The following is a 21,135-nucleotide window of genomic DNA, read 5'->3' as shown; positions in this document are numbered from 1 at the left end:
CAGCCTGTCGTGTGTTACGCGATGGCCTTGATGGCCTCGAGGACCTTCGTCTGCAGCGAGGACGGGATCGGCACGTAGCCCTTGTCCGACAGCGGCTTCTGGCCATCGGTCGCGGCGACGTTCAGGAACGCCTTGACGGCCTTCGAGACGTTGGCGTCAGCGTACTTCGAGCAGACGATCTCGTAGGTGGTCAGCAGCAGCGGGTAGGCGCCAGGGGTGTTGCTGGCGTAGATGCCGTCCAGGTCGAGGGCGAGGTCGTTCGTGCCCTCCTTCTTGAACTTCGCGGCGTCGAGCGCCTTGGCGACGTTGGCGGCGGAGAGCTCGACCGCACCGGAGCCGCTGTCGAGCTGGGCGGCGGTCACGCCGTCCTTGGCGAAGGCGCCCTCGACGTAGGTGATCGCACCGTCGGCGGCCTTGACGGCCTCGACGACACCGTTCGACTTGGCCGCGCCGTTGCCGACGCCACCCTTGAACGCCTTGCCGTCACCCTGGGTCCAGGCGCCCTTGGAGGCGGCCTTCAGGTACTTCTGGAAGTTGTCCGTGGTGCCGGACTCGTCCGAGCGGGAGACGACCTGGATCGGCTTCGACGGCAGGGTCAGCGCCTCGTTGCCCTTGACGGCCTTGATGGCCGGGTCGTCCCAGGTCTTGATGCCGCCGTTGAAGATCTTCGCGGTGACCTCGGGGGTCAGCACCAGCTTGTCGACGCCCTGGAGCTTGTAGGCGATCGCGACCGGGCCGACGACCAGCGGGAGGTTCCACGCGTCGCTGGCGCAGCGGGCCTTGGCGGCGTCCGCGTCGGCGCCCGAGAGCGGCGAGTCCGAACCGGCGAAGTCGACCTGGTTGGCGTTGAACTGCTTCACACCCGCGCCGGAACCGGTCGGGTTGTAGTTCACCTGCTGACCGGCGCACTTCGCGGTGTACTTCTGCTTGAAGATCTCGACCGCGTTGTTCTGCGCGGACGAGCCTTCAGCGGACAGCGGGCTCTTGCCGCCGCACTCCACCTGGGCCGTGGCGTCACCGGCGGGCACGGCAGCCGACGAGCTGGTGCCGCTGTTCTTCGCCGCGGGGTCGGAACCACAGGCCACGAGCACGAGGGCGGCGCTCGCCACGATGCCGATCGCGCCCAACGGCCGCATGATCTTCACTGCATTTCCTCCAGCTGGAGAGTTTTCCTCAGGTCCGCGCGAACGTCTCGCCGCGCCGGAACCGGACATTAGGCAGCCGGAATGGACAGATGGTCCTGTCCAGGTGAACGGAAAGTGAACACCGCCCTGATGTGAGCAGTGCTACTCGTACCGAGAGACGGCCGTCACCTGGCCGTGACCTGCATGTACGCCCTCAGTGACAACCCGCTCGCAGTGCGCTAACCCGCGTATTGGACGTCCACCGAAAAGCGCTGGAAACCAAGTTTGGAATAAACCGCCAGTGCCGCGGAATTGTCACCCTCGACATAAAGAATGATCTGCCGGAGGCCACGGTCGCGCAGATACCGCAAACCCGCCAAAGTCAGCGCCTTGCCCAGTCCGCCGCCCTGCGCCGCCGGATCGACGCCGACCACGTACACCTCGCCGACCGGCTCGCCGCCGAAGCGTTTCGGGTCGGCGGCGTGCACCTTCGTCCAGTGGAAGCCGATGACCTTGCCATTCGCGTCCTCGGCCAGGAAGAAGCCCTCGGGGTCGAACCAGGCCTTGTCCTCGGTCGCGCGCAGCTCTTCGACCGTGAGGCTGCCTTGCTCGGGATGCCAGTCGAAGGCGCGCGCGTTGACGTCGATGACCGCCTGCTCGTCCTGGCCCTTGACGAAGGTCCGCAGCTCGACGGCGGGTTCCGGCCAGTCCTTGACCTCGGTGTGCAGCACCAGCAGCTCCCGCGCGCGGGCGAGCCCCTGCCGCGCGGCGATCGCGGCGGCGGCCGGGTGATCGCCATGCGCCCAGATCCGCAGCGGCCCCTTGACGGACAACGCCTGCACGAGTGAGCCGCCGTAACCCTTGCGCCGGTGCTCCGGGTGCACGAACAACTCGGCGACCTGGTTGCCGAACGCGTCGCCGTCGGTGTCGAGATGCGCGTAGCCGACCAGTTCCCCGTCGACGCTCGCCAGCAGGTGCTTGCCGCCCCGGAACGGGAAGCCGTCCTCGATCTCCGGCTTGCCGTCGACGTCGGCGACGGCCTTGAGCAGGTCCGTCACCCGCGCCTCGTCCGTGCCGAGGTCACTCACCCACACCGCGTTCAGCATGAGCCCAACCTACCGGGGCACACTGGGCACATGCCGTTGAAAGCCAAGGTTCGGGACGCCTGCAAGCCGTTCCTGCCGAGGGGTGACGAGATCCGCTACGCGTTCCCAGCCGCCTCGACGGACTTCGCGGGCGAGCGGGCCGCCTCGTCCATCGGCGGCATCAACTTCCTGGTCGTGGTGACCGACCGGCGCATCGTGGTGATCGCCTGCAGTTACTGGCGGCGCTACAAGCCCAGCTCGGTCTGGGAGGTCTACCCGAGGTCGACACGGCTCGGGCCGGTCGACATCCACCCGTCGTTCGGGCCGACCATCAGCTTCGGCGGGCTGGCGCTCGAAATCGACGAAGAGTACGTGTCCGTGGTCCGCGCGGCCGACCTCGAAGTCGAAGGCGACCTGCCCGCGGACCCGCTACCCGACCTCTAGTGGGAGGTCAGCTCTGTGGCGTCGGCGGACGCCTGGACCGGCAGCTTCGGCGCGGCGCCGCCCTTCGACGGGCGCTCGAACTTGTAGCCGACGTTGCGGACGGTGCCGATCATCTGCTCGTGCTCGGGGCCGAGCTTCGCGCGCAGGCGCCGGACGTGCACGTCGACCGTGCGCGTGCCGCCGAAGAAGTCGTAGCCCCAGACCTCCTGCAGCAGCTGAGCGCGCGTGAAGACCCGGCCCGCGTGCTGCGCGAGGTACTTGAGCAGCTCGAACTCCTTGTACGTGAGTTCGAGGGTGCGCTTCTTGAGCCTGGCCGTGTAGGTGGCCTCGTCGATGACCAGCTCGCCGACGCGCAGTTCGGCGTCCACCTGCGACGTTCCGCCGTCGCGGGTGGTGGCCAGCCGCAGGCGGGCGTCGATCTCGGCGGGGCCTGCGGTGGGGAGGAGAATGTCGTCCGTGCGCCACTCGGCGCTGACCGCGACCAGGCCGCCTTCGCCGACGACGGCGATGATGGGCGTCGAGCCTTCGTCGTCACCGGTACCCTTGAGCAACCGGCACAGGCTCTTCGCCGAGGCGAGGTCGCTGCGGGCGTCCAAGAGGATGACGTCACGGTGACCGGCGTCGAGGAGCGCGGTGACCTCGGGAGCACGCACGCGCACGGTGTGCGGGAGCAGATCGAGAGCGGGCAGCACCGAGGCGGCATCCGCCTCGGGAGTAAGTACCAGAAGATCCAGGCTCATGCGCCCACACCGCCTTCACGTCAGTTACGTCGCCTCGAACACGTCGCTGGGTCGGTGCTAAGTGAGAATAGCGGGTGAACGCGAGAAAGACCTCCCCCCTGCCGGGTCCATCACACCTGGTGAGACGGTGGAGGCCAGTCGCAAGCGAGCAGATCGGACTAAATGGTGAGCAGGCCAGTAGCCCAGCAGGACCGCGCGATGGAGCAGCCGCCATCGCGGCGAAAAGGGCGGCGCGCGCGCAGGCTGATCATCGTTTTCCTGGTGCTGGCCGCGATTCTGGTCGGCGCGGACTTCGGCATGGCCGCGTTCGCCGAGCACGAGATCTCGCAGAAGGCGAAGGATCAGCTCAAGCTCACGGAAGACCCGTCGGTCACCATCAAGGGCTTCCCGTTCCTGACCCAGGCGCTCGGCGGTGACTACGGTCACATCTCCGTCTACGCCTCCGGTGTGCCGGTCAACGAGAACCTGCGCGACCTCGAGCTCAACGCCGAGCTGTACGACGTGAAGGCGCCGCTGAGCGATGTGCTGAACGGCAACACCAAGACGATCACCATCGGCAGGCTCGAAGGCCAGGCCACCGTCAAGGCCAGTGACATCGCGCGCATCGCGCCGCTGGACAAGATCGAGAACCTGCGCATCGACCCGTCGAGCGAGGAGTACGTCGAGACCGGCGTCGACACCAAGAAGAAGGACACCACCACGACCAACGCCGACGGCTCGGAGATCACCGACGACGCCAAGGCGGGCGTCCGGATGTCCGGCGAGCTGCAGATCGCCGGTCAGAAGGTGGAGATCTTCTGCTTCGCGATGATCGAGCTGAAGGACGGCGCCATCACGTTCGCGCCGAAGCGGCTGCAGTACGGGAATGACAAGGAGACCACCGTCGTTGAGGACATCATCCAGGCGAAGTTCCTGAAGGCGTTCGAAGCGACCGTGAAGCCGGGCGACCTGCCGTTCCAGGTCAAGCCGACCGGGGTGAAGGTCAATCCTGGCTCGGTGACCATCAAGGGCGAGATGCGCGACGTGACGTTCGCGGGATTGCCGGTGAAGGGGAAGTAAGTGACCGGGGTGTGGGTGCTGCTGGGCACGCTGGTGCTCGGCGCGGTGGCCGGCTTCGTGCTGCGCGCTCGCAACGGCCGGATCAGTGCCGCCCGCACCCATGACCTTCCCGAGGTGGTCGCCGCGGCGTTGGACCCGGCGGCCTCGGTGACACTGGTCCAGATTTCGACCACGTTCTGCGCGCCGTGCCGCCATACGCGAGTGATCCTCTCGAACCTCGCGGAGAAGACCCCCGGCTTGCGTCACGTCGACCTCGACGTCACCGAACAGCCCGAGGTCGCGCACGCTTTGTCGGTTTTGCGAACCCCGACGACCCTCGCGTTGGCTTCCGACGGCCGCGAGCTGCTTCGCGTCGGTGGTGTTCCGAAAGCCGCTGACCTGCTGGAAGCGCTCAAGCCATACCTTGATCTCTCGAATTCTGGGATGCATCCCAAGGAATGAACGCTGTTCCCACAGTGAGGGAGCACTGGGTAGGGTCGACGCCGTGAACAGGCGCCTCCTCTTGACGCAACGCCGCGCGGTTGATCTCTGCCGCGTGCGGAGCAGCCTGTGTCCGGCTTGGCGGGCACAGCGCTAGAGCGCGTCCGCGTATCCCTGGTTTTTCGGTGTGTACAAGCACGTCCAATTCAGGAGATGACATGTCAGCAGGACCGGCCGTGGACCCACGCGGGCCCAGGTTCCAGGCAATCCTGACGACGATCGTGCTCGCGGTGGTGCTCATCACGCAGTGGTGGCCCCTGCTCGCGGCGCAGACCGTGGTCTTCGCCATCGGCGCGTTCATCGGGCTGAAGCAGTCGCCGTACGCACTGGTCTACCGGACGCTGGTCGCGCCGAGACTGAAGCCGTCCGCCGAGCGTGAGGACGCGGCGCCGCTGCGGTTCGCGCAGTCGGTCGGGTTCGTGTTCGCGCTGATCGGGACGATCGGCTTCGTCACGGAGCTGACCGTGCTCGGCATCGTGGCCACGGCGTTCGCGCTGTTCGCAGCCTTCCTCAACGCCGCTTTCAACTTCTGCCTCGGGTGCGAGATGTACCTGCTGCTCAAGCGGTTCAGCCCCACCACCTCAGCTTCGTAGACCTCACACCCAAGAAAGAGAGAGCCGCTCCATGAGCCGTGAAGACGTCCTGGTCACCACCCAGTGGGCCGAGGAGAATCTGGACACCCCCGGCGTCGTGTTCGCCGAGGTCGACGAAGACACCACCGCCTACGACAACGGGCACATCCGCGGCGCGGTGAAGTTCGACTGGCGCAAGGACCTGCAGGACGGTGTCCGCCGCGACTTCGTCAGCAAGGAAGGCTTCGAGAAGCTGCTCTCCGAGAAGGGCATCTCGAACGACGACCGCGTGGTCCTCTACGGCGGCAACAACAACTGGTTCGCCGCGTACGCGTACTGGTACTTCAAGCTCTACGGCCACGAGAACGTCCAGCTGCTCGACGGCGGACGCAAGAAGTGGGAGCTCGACGGCCGCGAGCTGAACTCCGACGAGGTCAAGCGCGACGCGACCGACTACCAGGCGCAGGAGCAGGATCTCTCGATTCGTGCCTTCCGTGACGAGGTCGTCGCGGCCATCGGCGGCAGCAACTTCGTCGACGTGCGCTCGCCGGACGAGTTCTCCGGCAAGCTGCTCGCCCCCGCGCACCTGCCGCAGGAGCAGTCCCAGGTCCCCGGCCACATCCCCGGCGCGCTGAACGTGCCGTGGGCGAAGGTCGCCAACGAGGACGGGACCTTCAAGACCGAAGGCGAGATCAAGGAGCTGTACTCGGAGGAGGGCCTCGACGAGGCGAAGTCCACCATCGCGTACTGCCGCATCGGCGAGCGCTCGTCCATCGCGTGGTTCGCGCTGCACGAGCTCCTCGGCTACTCGGATGTCAAGAACTACGACGGTTCATGGACCGAATACGGCTCGCTGGTCGGCGTGCCCGTTGAGTTGGGAGCGAAGTAATGGCGGACGACAGCTGCGGCGCACCGGTACAGACGGCCACCCCGGCCGACTACGACACCAAGGGCCAGGTCGTGCTGGCGGGCAAGGTGACGTCCTCGGACGCACCGCTGGGCGGAGCCTTCGTCCGCCTGCTCGACGGCAACGGCGACTTCACCGGCGAGGTCGTGTCCTCGGCCGACGGTGACTTCCGCTTCTACGCGGCACCCGGCAACTGGACCGTCCGCGCCCTGCACCGCAGCGGCAACGGCGAAGCCTCGGTCACGGCCTCCGGCCCCGGCGTCCACCAGCTGGCGATCGCGGTCGCCTAGCCCCAGAGCTAAAAAATCCCAATGCGTCGTTAGGTACCTCCCAGGTGCCGAACGACGCATTGGGGTTCTGGGAGGGACCGAAGGACGCATTGGGGACCTGGTAGGGACCGAAAGACGCTTTCGGGATCTCCCACGGACCGAAGGACGCATTGGGGCAAAAGCGCTGTACCGAAGCCCACAGGGCCGGGCGGGGCGGGGCGGGCTATTCTCGGGGCGTGGAAATCCTGTTTACGAGCCTGCTCGTCTTGGCCGGCCTGGTGATCACCTGGTTCGCCGTGTACGTCGTCTACCGGCTGTACTCGGACCAGCGCTGACCTATGTCCAGCGGTGACGAGGCCATTCAGGCCGCGGAGAAGCGCGCGGAGTCCACTCGCCTGCGCAATGTCCCCCAGTTCGACGATCTGCCCATCCCGGCGGACACGGCGAATCTGCGTGAGGGACCGAACCTCAACGACGCGTGCCTCGCGTTGCTGCCGCTCGTCGGTGTCTGGCGTGGCGAGGGTGAGATCGACTACCCGACCATCGAGGGCCCGTTCCGGTTCGCGATGCAGCTCACGATCTCGCACGACGGCAGGCCGTTCCTGATCCACGAGGCCCGCTCGTGGCTGCTGGACTCCGGTGGCAACGTCATCCGCCCGGCCGCCCGTGAGAGCGGTTTCTGGCGTCCGCAGGCCGATGACACGATCGAGCTGCTGCTGGCGCACAACACCGGCATCCTTGAGCTGTTCTACGGCGCCACCCGCGGCCAGGCGTCCTGGGAGCTGGGCACCGACGCGGTCGTGCGGAGCATGACGGCCAAAGAGGTCACCGGCGCGCAGCGGCTGTACGGGCTCGTCAACAACGGTGACCTCGGCTATGTCGAGGAGCGCGCGATGGTCGGGCAGCCGATGCAGCCGCACGCCTCCGCTCTGCTGAAGCGGGTTGTCGGTTAAATAGTCGCCATGCGGTGGCGGCGGTACGGCGAGCACGGTGCGCTGCTCGAGTGCGATTCGCTGGAGCAGGCGATGGCCGCGCGCGTGACCGTCGAGGCCGCGCGGCCGTCCGATGTGGTCGAACTCGTGCCCGGCGCGCGGAGCCTGCTCGTCGAGGTGCGGCCCGGTTCGCGTGCGCTGGACGAGGTCCGCGCGCTCGTCGGGGATTTGACACACCCGCCTGCCACCGAATCCCGTGAGATCACCATCGAAGTGGGCTACGACGGCGAAGATCTGGAGCTCGTCGCGCGCGATGCCGGGATGTCCGTGCAGGCGGTCGTCGAGCTGCACACCGGCGCCGAGTACACAGTGGCCTTCACCGGCTTCGCGCCCGGATTCGGTTACCTGACCGGACTTCCCGAGCCGCTCCAACAGTCCAGATTGGACACTTCGCGGACGCGCGTGCCCGCCGGTTCCGTCGGTGTCGCAGGTGAGTTCACCGGGGTCTATCCGCGTGAGTCGCCTGGCGGCTGGCGGTTGCTCGGCCGGACCGGCGCCGTCTTGTTCGACCAGCACGCCGAGCGGCCAGCGTTGCTCGCGCCCGGCGACCGCGTGCGGTTCCGGAGCGTGCGGTGAGGGAGATCGAAATCCTCGATCCCGGTCCGCACGCGTTGATCCAAGACCTCGGCAGGCCCGGCAACGCGCATCTCGGCGTGCCGCCGTCCGGCGCGCTGGACACGGGAGCGCTGCGGCTCGCGAACCGGCTCGTCGGCAACGACGAGTCCGCCGCGGGCGTCGAATGCCTGCTCGGCGGGCTGACGCTCAAAGCACGCGTCCCGTGCACGGTCGCGGTGACCGGACCGCCGGTCGACGTCAGCGACGGCGGTTCGCACCTGCCGTTGTTCCTCAAGCCAGGACAGACGCTGAGCGTCGGTACGCCCGCGACCGGGCTCCGCAGCTACCTCGCCGTCTCGGGCGGTCTCACGGTCGAACCGGCGCTCGGGAGCCGTTCGCGAGACGTCCTGTCCGCCATCGGCCCGGAGCCGCTCAAGGCGGGCGAAGTCCTGCCGCTGGGCGAGCCCGGCGTCCCGTGCGGCTGGGACGTGATCCGGCCGGCCGTCGCGCCGCCGGAACTGATCGTCCCGGTGACGCTCGGGCCGCGCGACGACTGGTTCGACGATCCCGCCGAGAGCCTCGCGAAGCCGTGGACCGTGACGTCCGAGTCGAACCGCGTCGGGCTCCGTTTCGAGGGGAAATCGTTGCGCCGAGCGGGTGAAATCGCCGAATTGCCCAGTGAGGGTTTACTCACCGGTGCCATTCAGGTGCCCCCGAGCGGGCTACCAGTGCTTTTCCTCGCCGATCATCCGACAACGGGCGGCTATCCGGTCGTCGCGGTGGCCCTCAGAAGCGCACTGAACGCTCTCGGGCAGGTACGCCCTGGAACCACAGTGCGGTTCCGTCCGTCCTGATGTTTGTGGAACGAGTATCGGTCTCCGGCGGCAGCGGCACCATCAACGCGGACGGCAAGGTCGTCCGGCCGGAGCTTCAGCAAGCGCTGCGCATCGCACTGGCGACCGGCCAGTTACGGCGCCCGCTGAGCGCCACCCTGCGCCCGTTGCTCGACCTGCTCGCCGACGGCGACTACGAGCTGCACGGACCCGAGCCGCTCGCCGACGGCATCGAACTGGTCCCGACCGGTGACTGGCCGCCGTCCGACGAGGCACGCGTGACCTACTACCGGACCGCGATCCGCACCCACCACAAGCCGGTCGCGGTGCTGCTGCACTCCGGCGGCCAGGTGTTCATCGTCGACGGGCACCACAAGATCGCCGCCTACCGGGCGGAAGGCGCCCAGCCGACGACGGTTCGCCTCGTCGTGAACTAGTACTCGCCCTCGTAAGCCGCCATCAGCTCGCCGTAGACGGCAGCCGAGTCGGGCAGCGCGCGGCCGTCGACCGTGTGGATCCGGGTCAGCTTACGCACCGACGAGGCCATGAAAAGGCCCTCGGCTTCGTAGAGGTCCTCGACGCGCAGCGGCTCGTACTTGACCGTCCAGCCCGCCTTCTCCGCGCCGCGGAAGAGGGCGGCCTGCGTCGTGCCCGGCAGGATGCCGATGTCGGACGGCGGCGTGTACAGCGTGCGGCCGCGCACGAGCACCACGGTCGAGGTCGGGCCTTCGAAGATCGAACCGTCGCCGGCGGTGAAAATCACATCGTCGGCGCCGCGGCGCTTCGCCTCGCGGATGGCGGCCATGTTGAAGCTGTACGACATCGTCTTCGCGCCGAGCAGCAGCCACGGCGCGCGCTCGGCGAGCCCGGGGTCGATGCCACGGTCGAGGGTGATGACGGACACACCCTCGGCGCGGGCACGCAACACCTTCGGGTCGACCTCGTTCGCGAGAGCGAAAGCGGTCGGGGTGGCGTCGGGGTCGCCCTCGATTCCCCTGGTGCAGACGAGTTTCAGCACGAACTCGGGGCTGCCCGCCCACTCGCCGATGACCTGGTCGCAGAGCTTTTCCCAGGCCGCGATGTCGATGCGCGGCAGGTCGAGCATGGCGGCCGAGCGCGCGAGCCGGTCCAGATGCGGTCCCAGTTCACGGGGTTTCCCGTTGGTCACCAGCACGGTTTCGAACACGCCGTCACCACGCAGGAGCCCCAGGTCGTCGACGCGAATCTGGGGTGCGTCGGGTGCGGCAAGGGTCCCATCGAGAAAGGCGAGCACGCGCATAACTCACCACGCTACCCAGTCACCCCTAATATCGGACGTATGGCCTATCTGTCACCACTGCTCGAACTGCGGGGATCCATCGCCGCGCCCGACGGCCACCCGGAGGCCGGTGTCCCGTGGCACTGGGGTGACCCGTTCGCCGAGCAGCGCACGGCCGGCCGTGGCGCCGCGATCGTCGACCGCTCACACCGCGAACTGATCTCCGTCACCGGCGAGGAGCGGCTTTCGTGGCTGCACCTGGTCATCTCCCAGCACATGACCGAGCTGCCCGCCGGCGCGGCCACCGAGGCGCTCGTCCTCGATTCCCAAGGCCGCGTCGAGACGCACATGGCGGTCGCCTACGACGGCGACACCGTGTGGCTGGACACCGACCCCGGCCCGCAGGTCACCAGCGCGCTGCCGTCCGGCGGCAAGCAGACGCTGATCCAGTACCTCGAGGCGATGAAGTTCTGGTCCAAAGTGGACATCCGCGATGTCACGGCGGACTTCGCGCTGCTGACCGTGCTGGGCCCCGAAGCCGAGCGCGTGCTGTCCACTGTGGATGTTCAGCTCACCGCCGATGTGGTTTCACTGCCCGGTGGCGGCTTCGCGCGGCGGATGCCGTGTCCTGGCAAGTCCAGTGTCGACCTGGTGGTGCCGCGTGCGGAATTGACCGACTGGTGGGGCAGGCTGACCGACGCCGGGGCGCGTCCCGTCGGCAGCTGGGCGTTCGACGCGCTGCGCGTCGAGGCGTTGCACGCGAGGATCGGTGTCGACACCGATGACCGCACGATTCCCCACGAGGTCAACTGGATCGGCTCGGCCGCGCATGTCGCGAAGGGCTGCTACCGGGGACAGGAGACCGTTTCGAAGGTGCACAACGTCGGCAGGCCGCCGCGCAACATGGTGCTCCTGCATTTGGACGGTTCCCCGGAGATCGCGCCGGAAACGGGTGATCCCGTGCTGCTCGGCGAGCGCACGGTCGGCCGGGTCGGCAGTGTGGTGCAGCACCACGAACTCGGCCCGATCGCGCTGGCCTTGGTCAAGCGGTCGACGCCGGTCGGCTCGGAACTGCTGGCCGGAGCTGCAGATCGCCAAGTGCAAGCTGCAATCGACCCAGACTCGGTGCCCGCCGAAGGCGCCGCACCCGGCCGCGAAGCCGCACAACGGCTTCGGGGCTAGGGCGTGTTTCATGAGTCTGTTCGATGAGCTTCGTGATCCAGGTGGTTCCTGGCGGTGCCGCGGAATCATCCTCGTACCGGGTTGTACTCGGGTGATTCCGCGGTGCCGCCAGGGGCCGCCTGGGCGCGAAGATCGCGAACAAGGCTCATGAAACACGCCCTAGCTAAGTAGACCGACGTATAGCAGGATGTCAAGGTGATCGAAGTCCGGCCCGGTGGGCGCCGACGGATCGACCGCGTACTGGCCGAGGGCTACGTGCGCAACCTCGCCGAGTTGCCTCTGGCCGAATTGCGCGGGCGCAGAGACGAAGCGGCACAAGAGGAAACCGACCTCTCGTACCTGCGCAGACTTCTGCACGCCCGGATCGACATCGTGCGTGCCGAACAGCAGCGCCGCAGTTCCGGCGGGGAAACCAGCATCGTCGACCAGCTGGCTTCGATACTCGCTGACAACGCGGTCTCCTCGTCGCCGCGTCAGGGCCGCCATCAGCAGCTGGAGCCGTCGCGGGCGGGCGAGCACCGTCGGCACGCCGAAGCGCTCGTCGGCGACGTCGACCTCTCCGACGTCAGCTCGCTGAGCGAGGAGCGTCTCGAAGGCGCGCTGAAGACCTACACCGAGGCCGAGTCGCAGGTGTCGCTGCGCAGGCGCGAGGTGCAATCGGTGATGGACACGATCAACGGCGAGATCGCCGCGCGGTACCGCAGCGGCACGGCCTCGGTGGACGAACTGATCAGCCGCGAGCGCGGCAGGAGCGACGAAGGAGCGCAGTGACCAATCCCGTGCTGGTGGAGGTTGTGCGCTCGGAGATCGTGGAAAGCGTCCATCGCGGCGCGCTGGTCGTGACGAACCCCGACGGCTCGGTCCGCCTGGCCGTCGGCGACGTCGACCGGCCGATCTACCCGCGCTCGTCGAACAAGCCGTTCCAAGCGCTCGGCATGCTGCGCGCCGGTCTCGACGTCGACGACGAGGACCTGGCCTTCGCCGCGGGCTCGCACAACGGCGAGCCGAAACACGTCGAGCGCGCGCTGGCGCTGCTGGAGCGGGCGGGTCTCGACCAGTCCGCGCTGGTCTGCCCGTCGGCGTACCCGGTGCACGAGACGAGCAAGCTCGCCGCCATCTTCGCGCGCAAGGGTGCGAGCAAGGCGGCGATGAACTGCTCCGGCAAGCACGCCGCGATGCTGCTCACCTGCGTCCAGCGCGGCATGCCGACCGATGGCTACGAGACCGTCGAGCACGACCTGCAGAAGGTCATCGCGGCGACGTTCCCCGACGTCACCGGCGAGCCCGTCGCGGCGACCGGCATCGACGGCTGTGGCCTCCCGCTGGCGGCCTTCTCGCTGACCGGCCTGGCGCGCGCCTTCGGCCGCCTGGTCACCTCGCCCTACCTGGAAGAGCGCCGCGTCGCCGACGCGATGCGCGCGCACCCCTGGCTGGTCGGCGGCACCGGCCGCGAGGACACCGTGCTCATGCAGGCCGTCGACGGCCTGCTGGCCAAGGGCGGCGCCGAGGGCGTCCACGCCTTCTCGCTGGCCGACGGCACCGCGCTCGCGTTGAAGATCGACGACGGCGCCCAGCGCGCTCGCCCGCCGCTGCTGGTCGCCGCCCTGCGCTCGCTCGGCGCGCTGCCTCCGGACAACGCGGCGATCGAACGCATGGGCCGCGGCCACGGCGAAGTCTTCGGCGGCGGCCGCCCGGTCGGCGAACTCCGCGTACCCACCCAGGTCCTGGCCGACCTGTAGCCGGAAAAATCCCAATGCGTCTTTCGGGTGCTGGTAGGGACCGAAAGACGCATTGGGGACCCGGTAGGGACCGAAAGACGCATTGGGGACCCAGTAGGGACCGAAAGACGCATTGGGGACCTGGTACGGACCGAAGGACGCTTTCGGGACCTCCCACGGACCGAAGGACGCATTGGGATTTTTTCGGGCTAGGGCAGGGTCAGTTGAAGCGCTCGCGGGCGGCGAGTTCGCCCCAGTACTCGCGCAGGTCGGTGAAGAGTTCGGCGAGTTCTTCGACGTTGCCGGAGCGCAGGGCTTCGAGGATGCCGTGTACCTCGTCGGCCGTGGTGTCGGTCTCGAGGATCGGGTCGGCGATCATCTGGACGATGCCGCCGTAGTCGAGCTCGACGGCGGACTTGGCGTTGAAGCTCTCCAGCCAGCGGGCGGTGTCGGCGAGGATGCGGGCGGGGCCGGAGTCGCCGAGGGTGTTCTCGACCAGTGAGTGCGCCTCGGTGACGCGGGCGCGGGCCTCGGCCATCGTGGTGCGCCAAGACAGCTCGCGGGCGGGGTCGTGGCGGCCGGTGCCGAGGGTGAGGCGGCGCTCGTCCGGCTCGATCAGGGCGAACCAGGGGAGCGGGACCGTCCAGGTGGTCGACAGCACGTGGACCACCGGGCGGCTCGAACCGCTGAGCGCCGCCTTCGCGCGGCTGCGGACGCGGTCGGCGGACAGGCCGCCGGGGTCGAGGATCGAGTTCATCAGCGCGGGGTGCGCGTCGGACATGAAGCTGACGAGTGCCGCTGCCGACCTGGCGCGCAGTTCGAGTGGGCAGACGAGTGGCTCGGAGCCGAGGCCGGACGGCACCTCGGCAGGGGAGAGCACGAGCACGTCGGTGGTGGTGCTGGGGGCCGCGCGGCCGTCGGCGAGCTCGGCCGGGAACAGGCGACTCGGCGAGGTGATCTGTGATCTAAGCCACATCGACTGTTCCCGCTCGCCGACGGCCGCGCGGCTCAGCTGGGCCGCCTCCACCGCTTCGACCAGCAGCTTGTCGGGCGGATCGCCGAACGCGGACAGCGGTTCGTACACCCTGAGGTAGGACACGAACGGTCGCAGCACGTGTGAATCGTGGCACGCCCACCTGCGACGATCCGCACCGACTGGCCGGTGGAGCGTGAATCCCCACTGAGGTGTCATGTCCGGCACACGAAGCCACGTCGCATCGCACCCCCGGGACACGGTATGTTGTCCGCAGGAAATAGTTGTCGAGAGATGCGGGGCCGCCGATTTCCCCCGGCCGCCCCGCCCCTGTGCGAGGGGGTCGAGCCATGGGGCGCGGCCGGGCTAAGGCTAAGCAGACGAAGGTGGCTAGGGAGCTCAAGTACAGCTCCCATGAGACCGACTTCGACGCTTTGCAGCGCGAGCTGTCCAGTAGTTCCTCGGATGACCACCGCGAGGACAAACAAGACGGCGAGGACGACCCGTACTCAGACGGGTACGACGACTACCGTCGTTGACCACGGTGAACACGCGAGGGCAGGCCAAGGCCGACCCTCGCGTGTCTCGTGCTGTCCGTCTTCGCCGTCATAAGGCAAGGGAGAGACCGTGGCAGACATCCAACGGGTAGGCGTCATCGGCGCGGGCCTGATGGGCTCGGGTATCGCCGAGGTGCACGCCAAAGCCGGTCTGGATGTGACCGTCACCGAGGTGAGCCAGCCGGCGCTCGACGCCGGGCGTGCCCGGATCGAGAAGTCGCTCCAGCGTGGCGTCAAGAACGGCAAGGTGTCTGCGGAGGACGCCGATGCCGCGCTCGGCAGGCTGCACTTCACCACCGAGCTGGAGTCGTTCGCCGACCGTGACCTGGTGATCGAGGCGATCCTCGAGCAGGAGCAGGCCAAGGTCGACGTCTTCCGCCAGCTCGACAAGATCGTGCAGCGTGACGACGCGGTGTTCGCCTCGAACACCTCCTCCATCCCGATCATGAAGCTCGGCATGGCCACCGGCCGTCCGCAGCAGGTGGTCGGCATCCACTTCTTCAACCCCGTGCCGGTGCTGCCGCTGGTCGAGCTGGTGCCGTCGCTGCTCACCGGCGAGGACACCATCAAGCGGGCCGAGGGCCACGCGACCGGCGCGCTCGGCAAGACGGTGATCCGCTCGCAGGACCGGGCCGGGTTCATCGTGAACTCGCTGCTCGTGCCGTACCTGCTGTCGGCGATCCGGATGATCGAGTCCGGCTTCGCTTCGGCCGAGGACATCGACCGCGGCATGGAGCTCGGCACCGCGCACCCGATGGGCCCGCTGCGGCTGTCCGACCTGATCGGCCTCGACACCGTCAAGGCGATCGCGGACTCGATGTACGCGGAGTTCAAGGAGCCGCTGTACTCGTCGCCGCCGCTGCTGCTGCGCATGGTCGACGCCGGACTGCTCGGCAAGAAGACCGGCCGCGGGTTCTACCAGTACGCCTGAGCAACTTTCGTCGACGGCTGCGGCAACGTTCGCGGCTGTCGGCGCAACCACCCGCGCCGGTTCACTGGGCGCATGATCGAACACACTCGACGTGCCGCGCTGCTGACCGGGGCTCTTTCGCTGGCGGCCGCCGGCACCGCGCAGGCCACACCTGACCGTCGCGTGCCGACCTTCGTGTTCGCCGCGGGCGCCAACGGTTCGGGCGGTATCCCGAACGAACTCGTCCTGCGTGGGTATCGCTGTGTCGGCGTCGACATGCCGGGGCAGCGGACCACGGACGCCCAGTTCCGGCTCTCGTACCAGGCGCCGCAGGACCTCGCGGCGTTCGCGGCCGAGCGGTCGCCGCTGGCCGGGGTGACCTACGCCGACCAGATCCGCGCGACCGTCGAGGTCGTGCGGCGTGCCGCGCGGTTCGGGCCGGTCGTGCTGGTCGGCGCGAGTATCGGCGGCGCGACGATCAGCCTCATCGCGAACGAAGTGCCGCACCTGATCGACCTGCTCGTCTACGACACGGCGTTCTGCTGCGTCGACCTGGCGACCCCGGACGAGTACATGGCCACGCCGGAGGCCGCCACGACCGAGGCGCTGGCGCTCTTGGGCATCGCCGTCGGCGACCCGGCCGTGCTCGGCGCCTCGCGCTCGAACTGGCGGACCGCCGACCCGAAGCAGCTGGCCGACCTCAAGAGCGCGCTCATGGCCGACGGCACCGACGCGGAGTTCTTCGCGTTCCTCAACGGCGTGGCACCCGACGAGTTGCTGACCAAAGGCGCGACGGACGCGCGAGGCAGGCTCTCGACCTGGGGACGCGTGCCGCGCGTCTACATCCGGCACCTCAAGGACCGCCTGGTGCCGCTTCCCTTGCAGGACCGGTTCATCCGAGAGGCCGACAAAGCGACCACTCGCAACAGGTTCCGCGTCTTCGACCTCGACACCGGGCACGTCTCCAACGCGGCGAGCCAGGCGAGGTACCTCGACATCCTCGACCGGCTAGGCCAAGGACTGAAAGGGTCGTGAGTGTTCCGGCCGGTTCTAACCGGCGAAAACACTCACGACCCCTGGGATCAGCGGACGGACTCCGGAACCGTGTCGAGCGCGTGGATCATCTTGACCGCCAGCGCGCGGGCTTCCTTGTCCTTGAGTTTCGTGTTCGAGCTGACTAGCTCCTGGACCAGCGATACGCGTCTGTCATAGCGGGATTGGTATGCGGCGGTCATGTGTTTTCCTTGTCCATCGGGGAACTGGGTAGATCCGGGCAGACACAGCCGCGGTGGAAGCCACCTGCGGTGGTGGCCAGGCAAAAGCGCTTCGCGATCACATCGTGGAACCGGAATTCGTGGGCACAGGCCGGGCAGGTGCCCGGGGCCGCTGATGCTTCAGGGGTGGTCATACCGTCCTCGCGGGTGTCCTCAGTGGAGCGCCGACGGAGTGCAGGTGCGCCAGCACGTAGCCGTATGAACGGAGCCAGCCACATTGGGCGTACTCGATTCCCTTGCTCGCGCAGAATTCTTCGACGACAGCCTGCGCGCGGCGCAGATTCGGCCTGGCCATGTTCGGGAAGAGGTGATGTTCGATCTGGTAGTTCAGGCCACCCAGCGCGAAGTCGACCACCGGGCCGCCGCGGATGTTGCGTGAGGTGAGTACCTGCTTGCGCAGGAAGTCCAGGGTGTGCCCGGCCTTGAGCGTTGGCATCCCCTTGTGGTTGGGCGCGAATGAGCACCCCATGTACAGGCCCCAAAGTCCTTGGTGCACCGCGATGAAGACGAAGCCGGTGCCGGGTGAAAGCACGATGAAGACCGCCGACAGATAGGCGGCGACGTGCGCGAACATCAGGAACGACTCGACCTTGCGCTTCTTGACGCCGCGCTGCCAGATCGCGGTGATTCCCGCGAGATGCAGGTTGAGACCTTCCAGCAGCAGCAAGGGAAAGAACAGGCACGCCTGGTATTTGGCCATCCAGCGCAGGAATCCGCGCCGGCGGCCACTCTGTGCCCTGGTGAAGGCGATCGCGGCCAGGTTCACGTCCGGGTCGTCGTCTTCGTGGTTCGGGTTGGCATGGTGGCGATTGTGGGTGCCGACCCACCAGCCATAGCTCATGCCGACCAGTCCGCCGTGGAACAAACCCACCGCGTCGTTGGCGCGGCGAGTACGGAAGATCTGCTTGTGCCCGGCGTCGTGGCCGATGAACGACAGCTGGGTGAACATCATCGCGAAGAAGGCGGCGACGAAGAGCTGCCACCAGGAATCGCCCAGATATACGAACATGACCCAGCCGCCGGAGAAGGCGAGGATGTTGAGCGCGATCCTGGTCACGTAGTACCCGCGCCGTCTGGCGAGCAGGCCCTTGTCCTTGATCAGCCGTGACAACTCGGCATAGTCGGTTCCGTGGTTTTTCCGCGGCGCCAGTGTCTCCATGGCATGACCGTTCTGGCTCGGTAGAAAATCCGGTCCAGCAACGGTTCCCACACCCGGCCTGGGTGAGCTGAATGAAAGGCACGATGGCCGCAGGACATCACGGGAAATCCGCGATCTACCACCAGGGTGTCACCCGGACCGGAAGAACGCAAATACGGTCACGTCGAAAGACCCCATGAGGTCAGCAGGCCGAAGACCTGGTCACGCTCGTCGCCGGTGAGCAGGCGGCTCGGCGGGCGGACGTCGGGGCGGCACAGGCCGAGCTGCGCGAGCGCGTCCTTGACCACGCTGACGTTGTTCGCGTTCCCGTTGGCCGCGCGCAATTCCTCGAAGCGCCGGATCTTCTCCCAGACGGCCATGGCCGCCGGGTAGTCGCCGGACGAGAGCGAGCGCAGCATGCTCAGCGAGATCTCCGGGTCGACGTTGACCAGGCCGGAGGTGAACCCGGTCGCGCCCGCCGCGAAGTAGCCCGGCGCGTAGAGCTCGGCGAGGCCCGCCACCCAGACGAAGCGGTCGAAGCCGGCGTCGCGGGCGACCGAGGCGAAGCGGACCACGTCGGGCACCGCGTACTTGATGCCGATGACGTTCGGCGCCACCTCGCCGAGCCGCGCGAGCTGGGCGCCGGTCGTCGCCGGGTTGCGGACGTAGAGCACGACGCCGAGGTCGGGGACAGAGGCGGCGATCGCGCGGTGGTACTCGACCCAGCCGTCCGCCGAGACGTACGGGTGCACCGGCTGGTGGATCATGATCATGTCGGCGCCGCAGGACGCCGCGTGCTGGGCCGCGCGCACCGCGGTGGTCACGTCGTGGCCGACACCCGCGAGCACGGACGCCCTGCCGTCGACGGCCTTGACCGTGATCTCCAAGCAGTGGCGGGCTTCCTGCTCGTCGAGCGCGTAGAACTCGCCGGTGTTGCCGTTGGGCGTGATCACTTCGATGCCGCCGGCGACCAGGCGGTCCACCAGCTTGGCGTAGGTGTCCGGTTCGACGGCCCCCTGGTCGTCGAACGGGGTCACCGGGATGGCGACCACGCCGGAAAGCCGCCTGATCTGCACTGCGAAGCTCATCGCACTCCCCTGGTTCGCTCGCCGGGCAGTTCGAAGGCGACCCGGTCGATGAAATCCGTTATGTGCTTGCGAAGCAGGTGTTCGGCCTGCTTCGCGTTTCCTTGCTCGGCGGCGTTCAGGATCGCGAGGTGCTCGGCGGCCTCGCCCTTCCAGGTGGGGCTGATGCCCCAGCCGGTGACCGTGATCAGTGCGGCCTGGTCGCGCAGGCCGTCGAGGATCTCGACCATCAGCGGGTTTCCGCATTCGGCGTAGAGCGCGCGGTGGAACAGCCGGTTGGTCTGGCTGGCGTGCGCGCGCTCGGTCGCGCCGGTGCCGGAGGCGACCTCACCGAGCACGCGGCGTGCCTCGCTGAAATCGGCGCCGCCGTCGACCGCGCGGCGCACGGCTTCCGGCTCCAGCATGGCGCGCAGGTCGAACACGGCGTACGCGACTTCGGCGTCGATGACGCGGACGGAGGCGCCCTTGTACGTGCTCATCGTGACCAGGCCCGAACCGGCCAGCAGCCGCAGCGCCTCGCGGACCGGGGTCTTGGACACTCCGAGCTGCGCGCCGATCTCGCTTTCCACCAGTGTCTCGCCTGGTGCGAGCTCGCCGCTCAAGATCGATTCCTTGATGGCGTCGCGGACGAAGTCGGTGCGGGAGATCGGTGGCGAAGCCTTCCGGAACGAAGAAGTTCTCGCCACTGGCATGTCCGATCTGATATACGATGCGACATACAACATTACCATGAACAAGGGAGTGGCCATGCAACGTCGCAGTGGCTCGCGGATCCGGACTGCGCTGGTGGCGATAGGGCTGGTCGCGGGCCTAACGGCGGCTTGTGGCGCTCCCGGCGGGGACGCGCCTCAGGCGGCCGATTCGAAGGCGGTCCCCGAGAAACCGAGTAAGCCGGTCGAGCTCAACATCCTCGACATCGCGGGCAATCTGCAGCTGACCAAGCAGATGATCGAGAACTTCAAGACCGCGCACCCGGAGATCATCAGCAAGGTCAACTACACGACCGCGCCTGCGCCGCAGATGGCGGGCAAGCTCAAGGCCGAGCAGGACGGCGGCGTCGCGCAGACACACCTGGTGCTCAGCGGCACCGACGGGCTGTCCGCCGGTATCTCGAACAACGTGCTCGCCAAGGTGCTGCCGGACTTCGAGAGCCGGTTCCCGAACCTGATGCAGAACTACCAAGAGCCCGCCGCCAAGATGCAGGAGCTGACCGACGGCTACGGCATCGAGGTCGTCTACTACCCGTCCGGGCCGCTGCTGGAGTTCAACCCGGCCGCCGTGCCGACCTCGCCTGCTTCGCCGGACGAGCTGCTGGCCTGGGCGAAGGCGCACCCGGAGAAGTTCCAGTACGCGAACCCGGCCAACTCCGGACCCGGCCGCACCTTCCTGATGGGCCTGCCGTACCTGCTCGGCGACAAGGACCCGAAGGACCCCGAGGCAGGCTGGGACAAGACCTGGGCGTTCCTGCAGGAGCTGGGCAAGTACGTGAAGTACTACCCGTCCGGCACCACCGAGGTCATGAAGAACCTCGCGTCCGGTTCGGTGGACATGGTCATGTCGACCACCGGCTGGGACATCAACCCGCGCAAGCTCGGCACCGTGCCGAACACCGTCAAGACCGGCGTCATGCAGCCGATGACCTGGGTGACCGACGCGCAGTACGCGCTGATCCCCAAGGGCCTCTCGCCAGACCAGACCTCGGCGATCCTCGCGCTGGTCAAGTGGATGCTGCAGCCGGACCAGCAGGCGATCGCGTTCGACGACGGCTACTTCTACCCCGGCCCCGCGGTGAAGGACGTCAAGATCGAGATGGCGCCGCAGAAGAGCCAGGACACCATCAAGCAGTTCGGGCGTCCCGAGTACGAAGAGTGGATCGCGAAGTACCCGAAGCAGCCTTCACTGCCTGCCCCGCAGCAGGTCAAGGCTTTCGACAAGTGGAACAAGCTCGTCGGTGCCGGCAAGGGCGGAAAGTGATTCCTG

27 protein-coding genes are annotated in these 21,135 nt (G+C 67.7%); 17 read left to right on the top strand and 10 right to left on the bottom strand.

The annotated features are described in order from the left end of the window. Nucleotides 1-14: 14 nt before the first annotated feature. Together pstS and mshD are read right to left on the bottom strand one after the other, a co-directional pair. Complete coding sequence (pstS, locus tag AB5J62_RS41225) at nt 15-1,145, bottom strand: phosphate ABC transporter substrate-binding protein PstS (RefSeq protein WP_370945478.1); 1,131 nt, start codon at nt 1,143-1,145, stop codon at nt 15-17. A 218-nt stretch (nt 1,146-1,363) separates the two neighbouring features. After that, nucleotides 1,364-2,230, bottom strand: coding sequence for a mycothiol synthase (gene mshD, locus AB5J62_RS41220; protein ID WP_370945477.1), 867 nt, complete (start codon nt 2,228-2,230; stop codon nt 1,364-1,366). A gap of 30 nt (nt 2,231-2,260) precedes the next feature. On the opposite strand from mshD, the gene AB5J62_RS41215 reads away from it, so the two are divergent. Further along, nucleotides 2,261-2,653: a hypothetical protein gene (locus tag AB5J62_RS41215; protein ID WP_370945476.1), complete on the top strand. Its 393-nt coding sequence runs from the start codon at nt 2,261-2,263 to the stop codon at nt 2,651-2,653. Here the strand turns inward: AB5J62_RS41215 and AB5J62_RS41210 are convergent. Beyond that, the gene (locus AB5J62_RS41210; RefSeq protein ID WP_370945475.1) at nt 2,650-3,393 is read right to left on the bottom strand and encodes a winged-helix domain-containing protein; all 744 of its coding nucleotides are present in this window, start codon (nt 3,391-3,393) and stop codon (nt 2,650-2,652) included. The two genes, AB5J62_RS41215 and AB5J62_RS41210, sit on opposite strands and share 4 nt — an antisense overlap. Before the next feature lie 162 nt (nt 3,394-3,555). Between AB5J62_RS41210 and AB5J62_RS41205 the strand changes: the two genes are divergently transcribed. The 9 genes from AB5J62_RS41205 to AB5J62_RS41165 all read left to right on the top strand — a co-directional run bounded on the left by AB5J62_RS41205 (nt 3,556) and on the right by AB5J62_RS41165 (nt 9,497). Beyond that, nucleotides 3,556-4,452: a DUF2993 domain-containing protein gene (locus tag AB5J62_RS41205; RefSeq protein ID WP_370945474.1), complete on the top strand. Its 897-nt coding sequence runs from the start codon at nt 3,556-3,558 to the stop codon at nt 4,450-4,452. After that, nucleotides 4,453-4,893: a TlpA family protein disulfide reductase gene (locus AB5J62_RS41200; protein ID WP_370945473.1), complete on the top strand. Its 441-nt coding sequence runs from the start codon at nt 4,453-4,455 to the stop codon at nt 4,891-4,893. Nucleotides 4,894-5,090: 197 nt separating this feature from the next. Beyond that, nucleotides 5,091-5,525 carry a DUF4395 domain-containing protein gene (locus tag AB5J62_RS41195; protein WP_370945472.1) on the top strand — a complete coding sequence of 145 codons (435 nt, stop codon included), beginning with the start codon at nt 5,091-5,093 and terminating at the stop codon, nt 5,523-5,525. Nucleotides 5,526-5,556: 31 nt separating this feature from the next. Next, on the top strand, nt 5,557-6,393 hold the full coding sequence (locus AB5J62_RS41190; protein WP_370945471.1) for a sulfurtransferase: 837 nt from the start codon (nt 5,557-5,559) through the stop codon (nt 6,391-6,393). Next, entirely contained in the window at nt 6,393-6,701 is a 309-nt protein-coding gene (locus tag AB5J62_RS41185; RefSeq protein WP_370945470.1) for a DUF1416 domain-containing protein, read from the top strand. The genes AB5J62_RS41190 and AB5J62_RS41185 overlap by 1 nt, the downstream gene beginning before the upstream one ends. Before the next feature lie 317 nt (nt 6,702-7,018). Continuing rightward, nucleotides 7,019-7,633 (top strand): FABP family protein, encoded by a 615-nt coding sequence (locus tag AB5J62_RS41180; RefSeq protein WP_370945469.1) that lies wholly within the window; start codon nt 7,019-7,021, stop codon nt 7,631-7,633. A 9-nt stretch (nt 7,634-7,642) separates the two neighbouring features. After that, nucleotides 7,643-8,248: an allophanate hydrolase subunit 1 gene (locus AB5J62_RS41175; protein ID WP_370945468.1), complete on the top strand. Its 606-nt coding sequence runs from the start codon at nt 7,643-7,645 to the stop codon at nt 8,246-8,248. Then, a complete protein-coding gene (locus AB5J62_RS41170) occupies nt 8,245-9,081 on the top strand; it encodes a biotin-dependent carboxyltransferase family protein (protein WP_370945467.1) in 837 nt (278 codons plus the stop codon). The genes AB5J62_RS41175 and AB5J62_RS41170 overlap by 4 nt, the downstream gene beginning before the upstream one ends. A 5-nt stretch (nt 9,082-9,086) precedes the next feature. After that, a complete protein-coding gene (locus AB5J62_RS41165) occupies nt 9,087-9,497 on the top strand; it encodes a hypothetical protein (protein WP_370945466.1) in 411 nt (136 codons plus the stop codon). Here AB5J62_RS41165 and AB5J62_RS41160 read toward each other — a convergent pair. Then, complete coding sequence (locus AB5J62_RS41160) at nt 9,494-10,339, bottom strand: aminodeoxychorismate lyase (RefSeq protein WP_370945465.1); 846 nt, start codon at nt 10,337-10,339, stop codon at nt 9,494-9,496. The two genes, AB5J62_RS41165 and AB5J62_RS41160, sit on opposite strands and share 4 nt — an antisense overlap. Before the next feature lie 39 nt (nt 10,340-10,378). Between AB5J62_RS41160 and AB5J62_RS41155 the strand changes: the two genes are divergently transcribed. The 3 genes from AB5J62_RS41155 (at nt 10,379) to AB5J62_RS41145 (ending at nt 13,239) form a co-directional block, all read left to right on the top strand. Further along, the gene (locus tag AB5J62_RS41155; protein WP_370945464.1) at nt 10,379-11,500 is read left to right on the top strand and encodes a folate-binding protein YgfZ; all 1,122 of its coding nucleotides are present in this window, start codon (nt 10,379-10,381) and stop codon (nt 11,498-11,500) included. 195 nt (nt 11,501-11,695) lie between these two features. Beyond that, complete coding sequence (locus tag AB5J62_RS41150; RefSeq protein ID WP_370945463.1) at nt 11,696-12,271, top strand: aerial mycelium formation protein; 576 nt, start codon at nt 11,696-11,698, stop codon at nt 12,269-12,271. Next, nucleotides 12,268-13,239 carry an asparaginase gene (locus tag AB5J62_RS41145; protein WP_370945462.1) on the top strand — a complete coding sequence of 324 codons (972 nt, stop codon included), beginning with the start codon at nt 12,268-12,270 and terminating at the stop codon, nt 13,237-13,239. The genes AB5J62_RS41150 and AB5J62_RS41145 overlap by 4 nt, the downstream gene beginning before the upstream one ends. Nucleotides 13,240-13,438: 199 nt before the next feature. Here the strand turns inward: AB5J62_RS41145 and AB5J62_RS41140 are convergent, their stop codons facing one another. Continuing rightward, complete coding sequence (locus AB5J62_RS41140; RefSeq protein ID WP_370945461.1) at nt 13,439-14,332, bottom strand: hypothetical protein; 894 nt, start codon at nt 14,330-14,332, stop codon at nt 13,439-13,441. Between the two features lie 209 nt (nt 14,333-14,541). Between AB5J62_RS41140 and AB5J62_RS41135 the strand changes: the two genes are divergently transcribed. From AB5J62_RS41135 to AB5J62_RS41125, 3 genes are all read left to right on the top strand, one after another. Further along, nucleotides 14,542-14,730, top strand: a complete 189-nt coding sequence (locus AB5J62_RS41135; protein WP_370945460.1) for a DUF3073 domain-containing protein — start codon at nt 14,542-14,544, stop codon at nt 14,728-14,730. An 88-nt stretch (nt 14,731-14,818) separates the two neighbouring features. Continuing rightward, nucleotides 14,819-15,679, top strand: a complete 861-nt coding sequence (locus AB5J62_RS41130; protein WP_370945459.1) for a 3-hydroxybutyryl-CoA dehydrogenase — start codon at nt 14,819-14,821, stop codon at nt 15,677-15,679. Between the two features lie 72 nt (nt 15,680-15,751). After that, nucleotides 15,752-16,693, top strand: a complete 942-nt coding sequence (locus AB5J62_RS41125) for an alpha/beta fold hydrolase (RefSeq protein ID WP_370945458.1) — start codon at nt 15,752-15,754, stop codon at nt 16,691-16,693. Nucleotides 16,694-16,740: 47 nt separating this feature from the next. Here the strand turns inward: AB5J62_RS41125 and AB5J62_RS41120 are convergent, their stop codons facing one another. The 5 genes from AB5J62_RS41120 to AB5J62_RS41100 all read right to left on the bottom strand — a co-directional run bounded on the left by AB5J62_RS41120 (nt 16,741) and on the right by AB5J62_RS41100 (nt 19,847). Continuing rightward, entirely contained in the window at nt 16,741-16,893 is a 153-nt protein-coding gene (locus AB5J62_RS41120; protein ID WP_370945457.1) for a DUF6307 family protein, read from the bottom strand. Further along, nucleotides 16,890-17,066 carry an RGCVC family protein gene (locus AB5J62_RS41115; protein WP_370945456.1) on the bottom strand — a complete coding sequence of 59 codons (177 nt, stop codon included), beginning with the start codon at nt 17,064-17,066 and terminating at the stop codon, nt 16,890-16,892. The genes AB5J62_RS41120 and AB5J62_RS41115 overlap by 4 nt, the downstream gene beginning before the upstream one ends. After that, nucleotides 17,063-18,091: a fatty acid desaturase gene (locus AB5J62_RS41110; protein ID WP_370945455.1), complete on the bottom strand. Its 1,029-nt coding sequence runs from the start codon at nt 18,089-18,091 to the stop codon at nt 17,063-17,065. Before AB5J62_RS41110 ends, AB5J62_RS41115 begins: the two co-directional genes overlap by 4 nt. Nucleotides 18,092-18,249: 158 nt before the next feature. Then, the gene (locus tag AB5J62_RS41105) at nt 18,250-19,158 is read right to left on the bottom strand and encodes a dihydrodipicolinate synthase family protein (protein WP_370945454.1); all 909 of its coding nucleotides are present in this window, start codon (nt 19,156-19,158) and stop codon (nt 18,250-18,252) included. Continuing rightward, a complete protein-coding gene (locus AB5J62_RS41100) occupies nt 19,155-19,847 on the bottom strand; it encodes a GntR family transcriptional regulator (RefSeq protein ID WP_370945453.1) in 693 nt (230 codons plus the stop codon). The genes AB5J62_RS41105 and AB5J62_RS41100 overlap by 4 nt, the downstream gene beginning before the upstream one ends. Before the next feature lie 55 nt (nt 19,848-19,902). On the opposite strand from AB5J62_RS41100, the gene AB5J62_RS41095 reads away from it, so the two are divergent. Continuing rightward, nucleotides 19,903-21,129: an extracellular solute-binding protein gene (locus AB5J62_RS41095; protein WP_370945452.1), complete on the top strand. Its 1,227-nt coding sequence runs from the start codon at nt 19,903-19,905 to the stop codon at nt 21,127-21,129. Nucleotides 21,130-21,135 lie beyond the last annotated feature (6 nt).

Source organism: Amycolatopsis sp. cg5, from assembly GCF_041346955.1.
Taxonomy (GTDB): Bacteria; Actinomycetota; Actinomycetes; order Mycobacteriales; family Pseudonocardiaceae; genus Amycolatopsis.
This window is presented reverse-complemented; position numbering and strand designations above follow the sequence as displayed.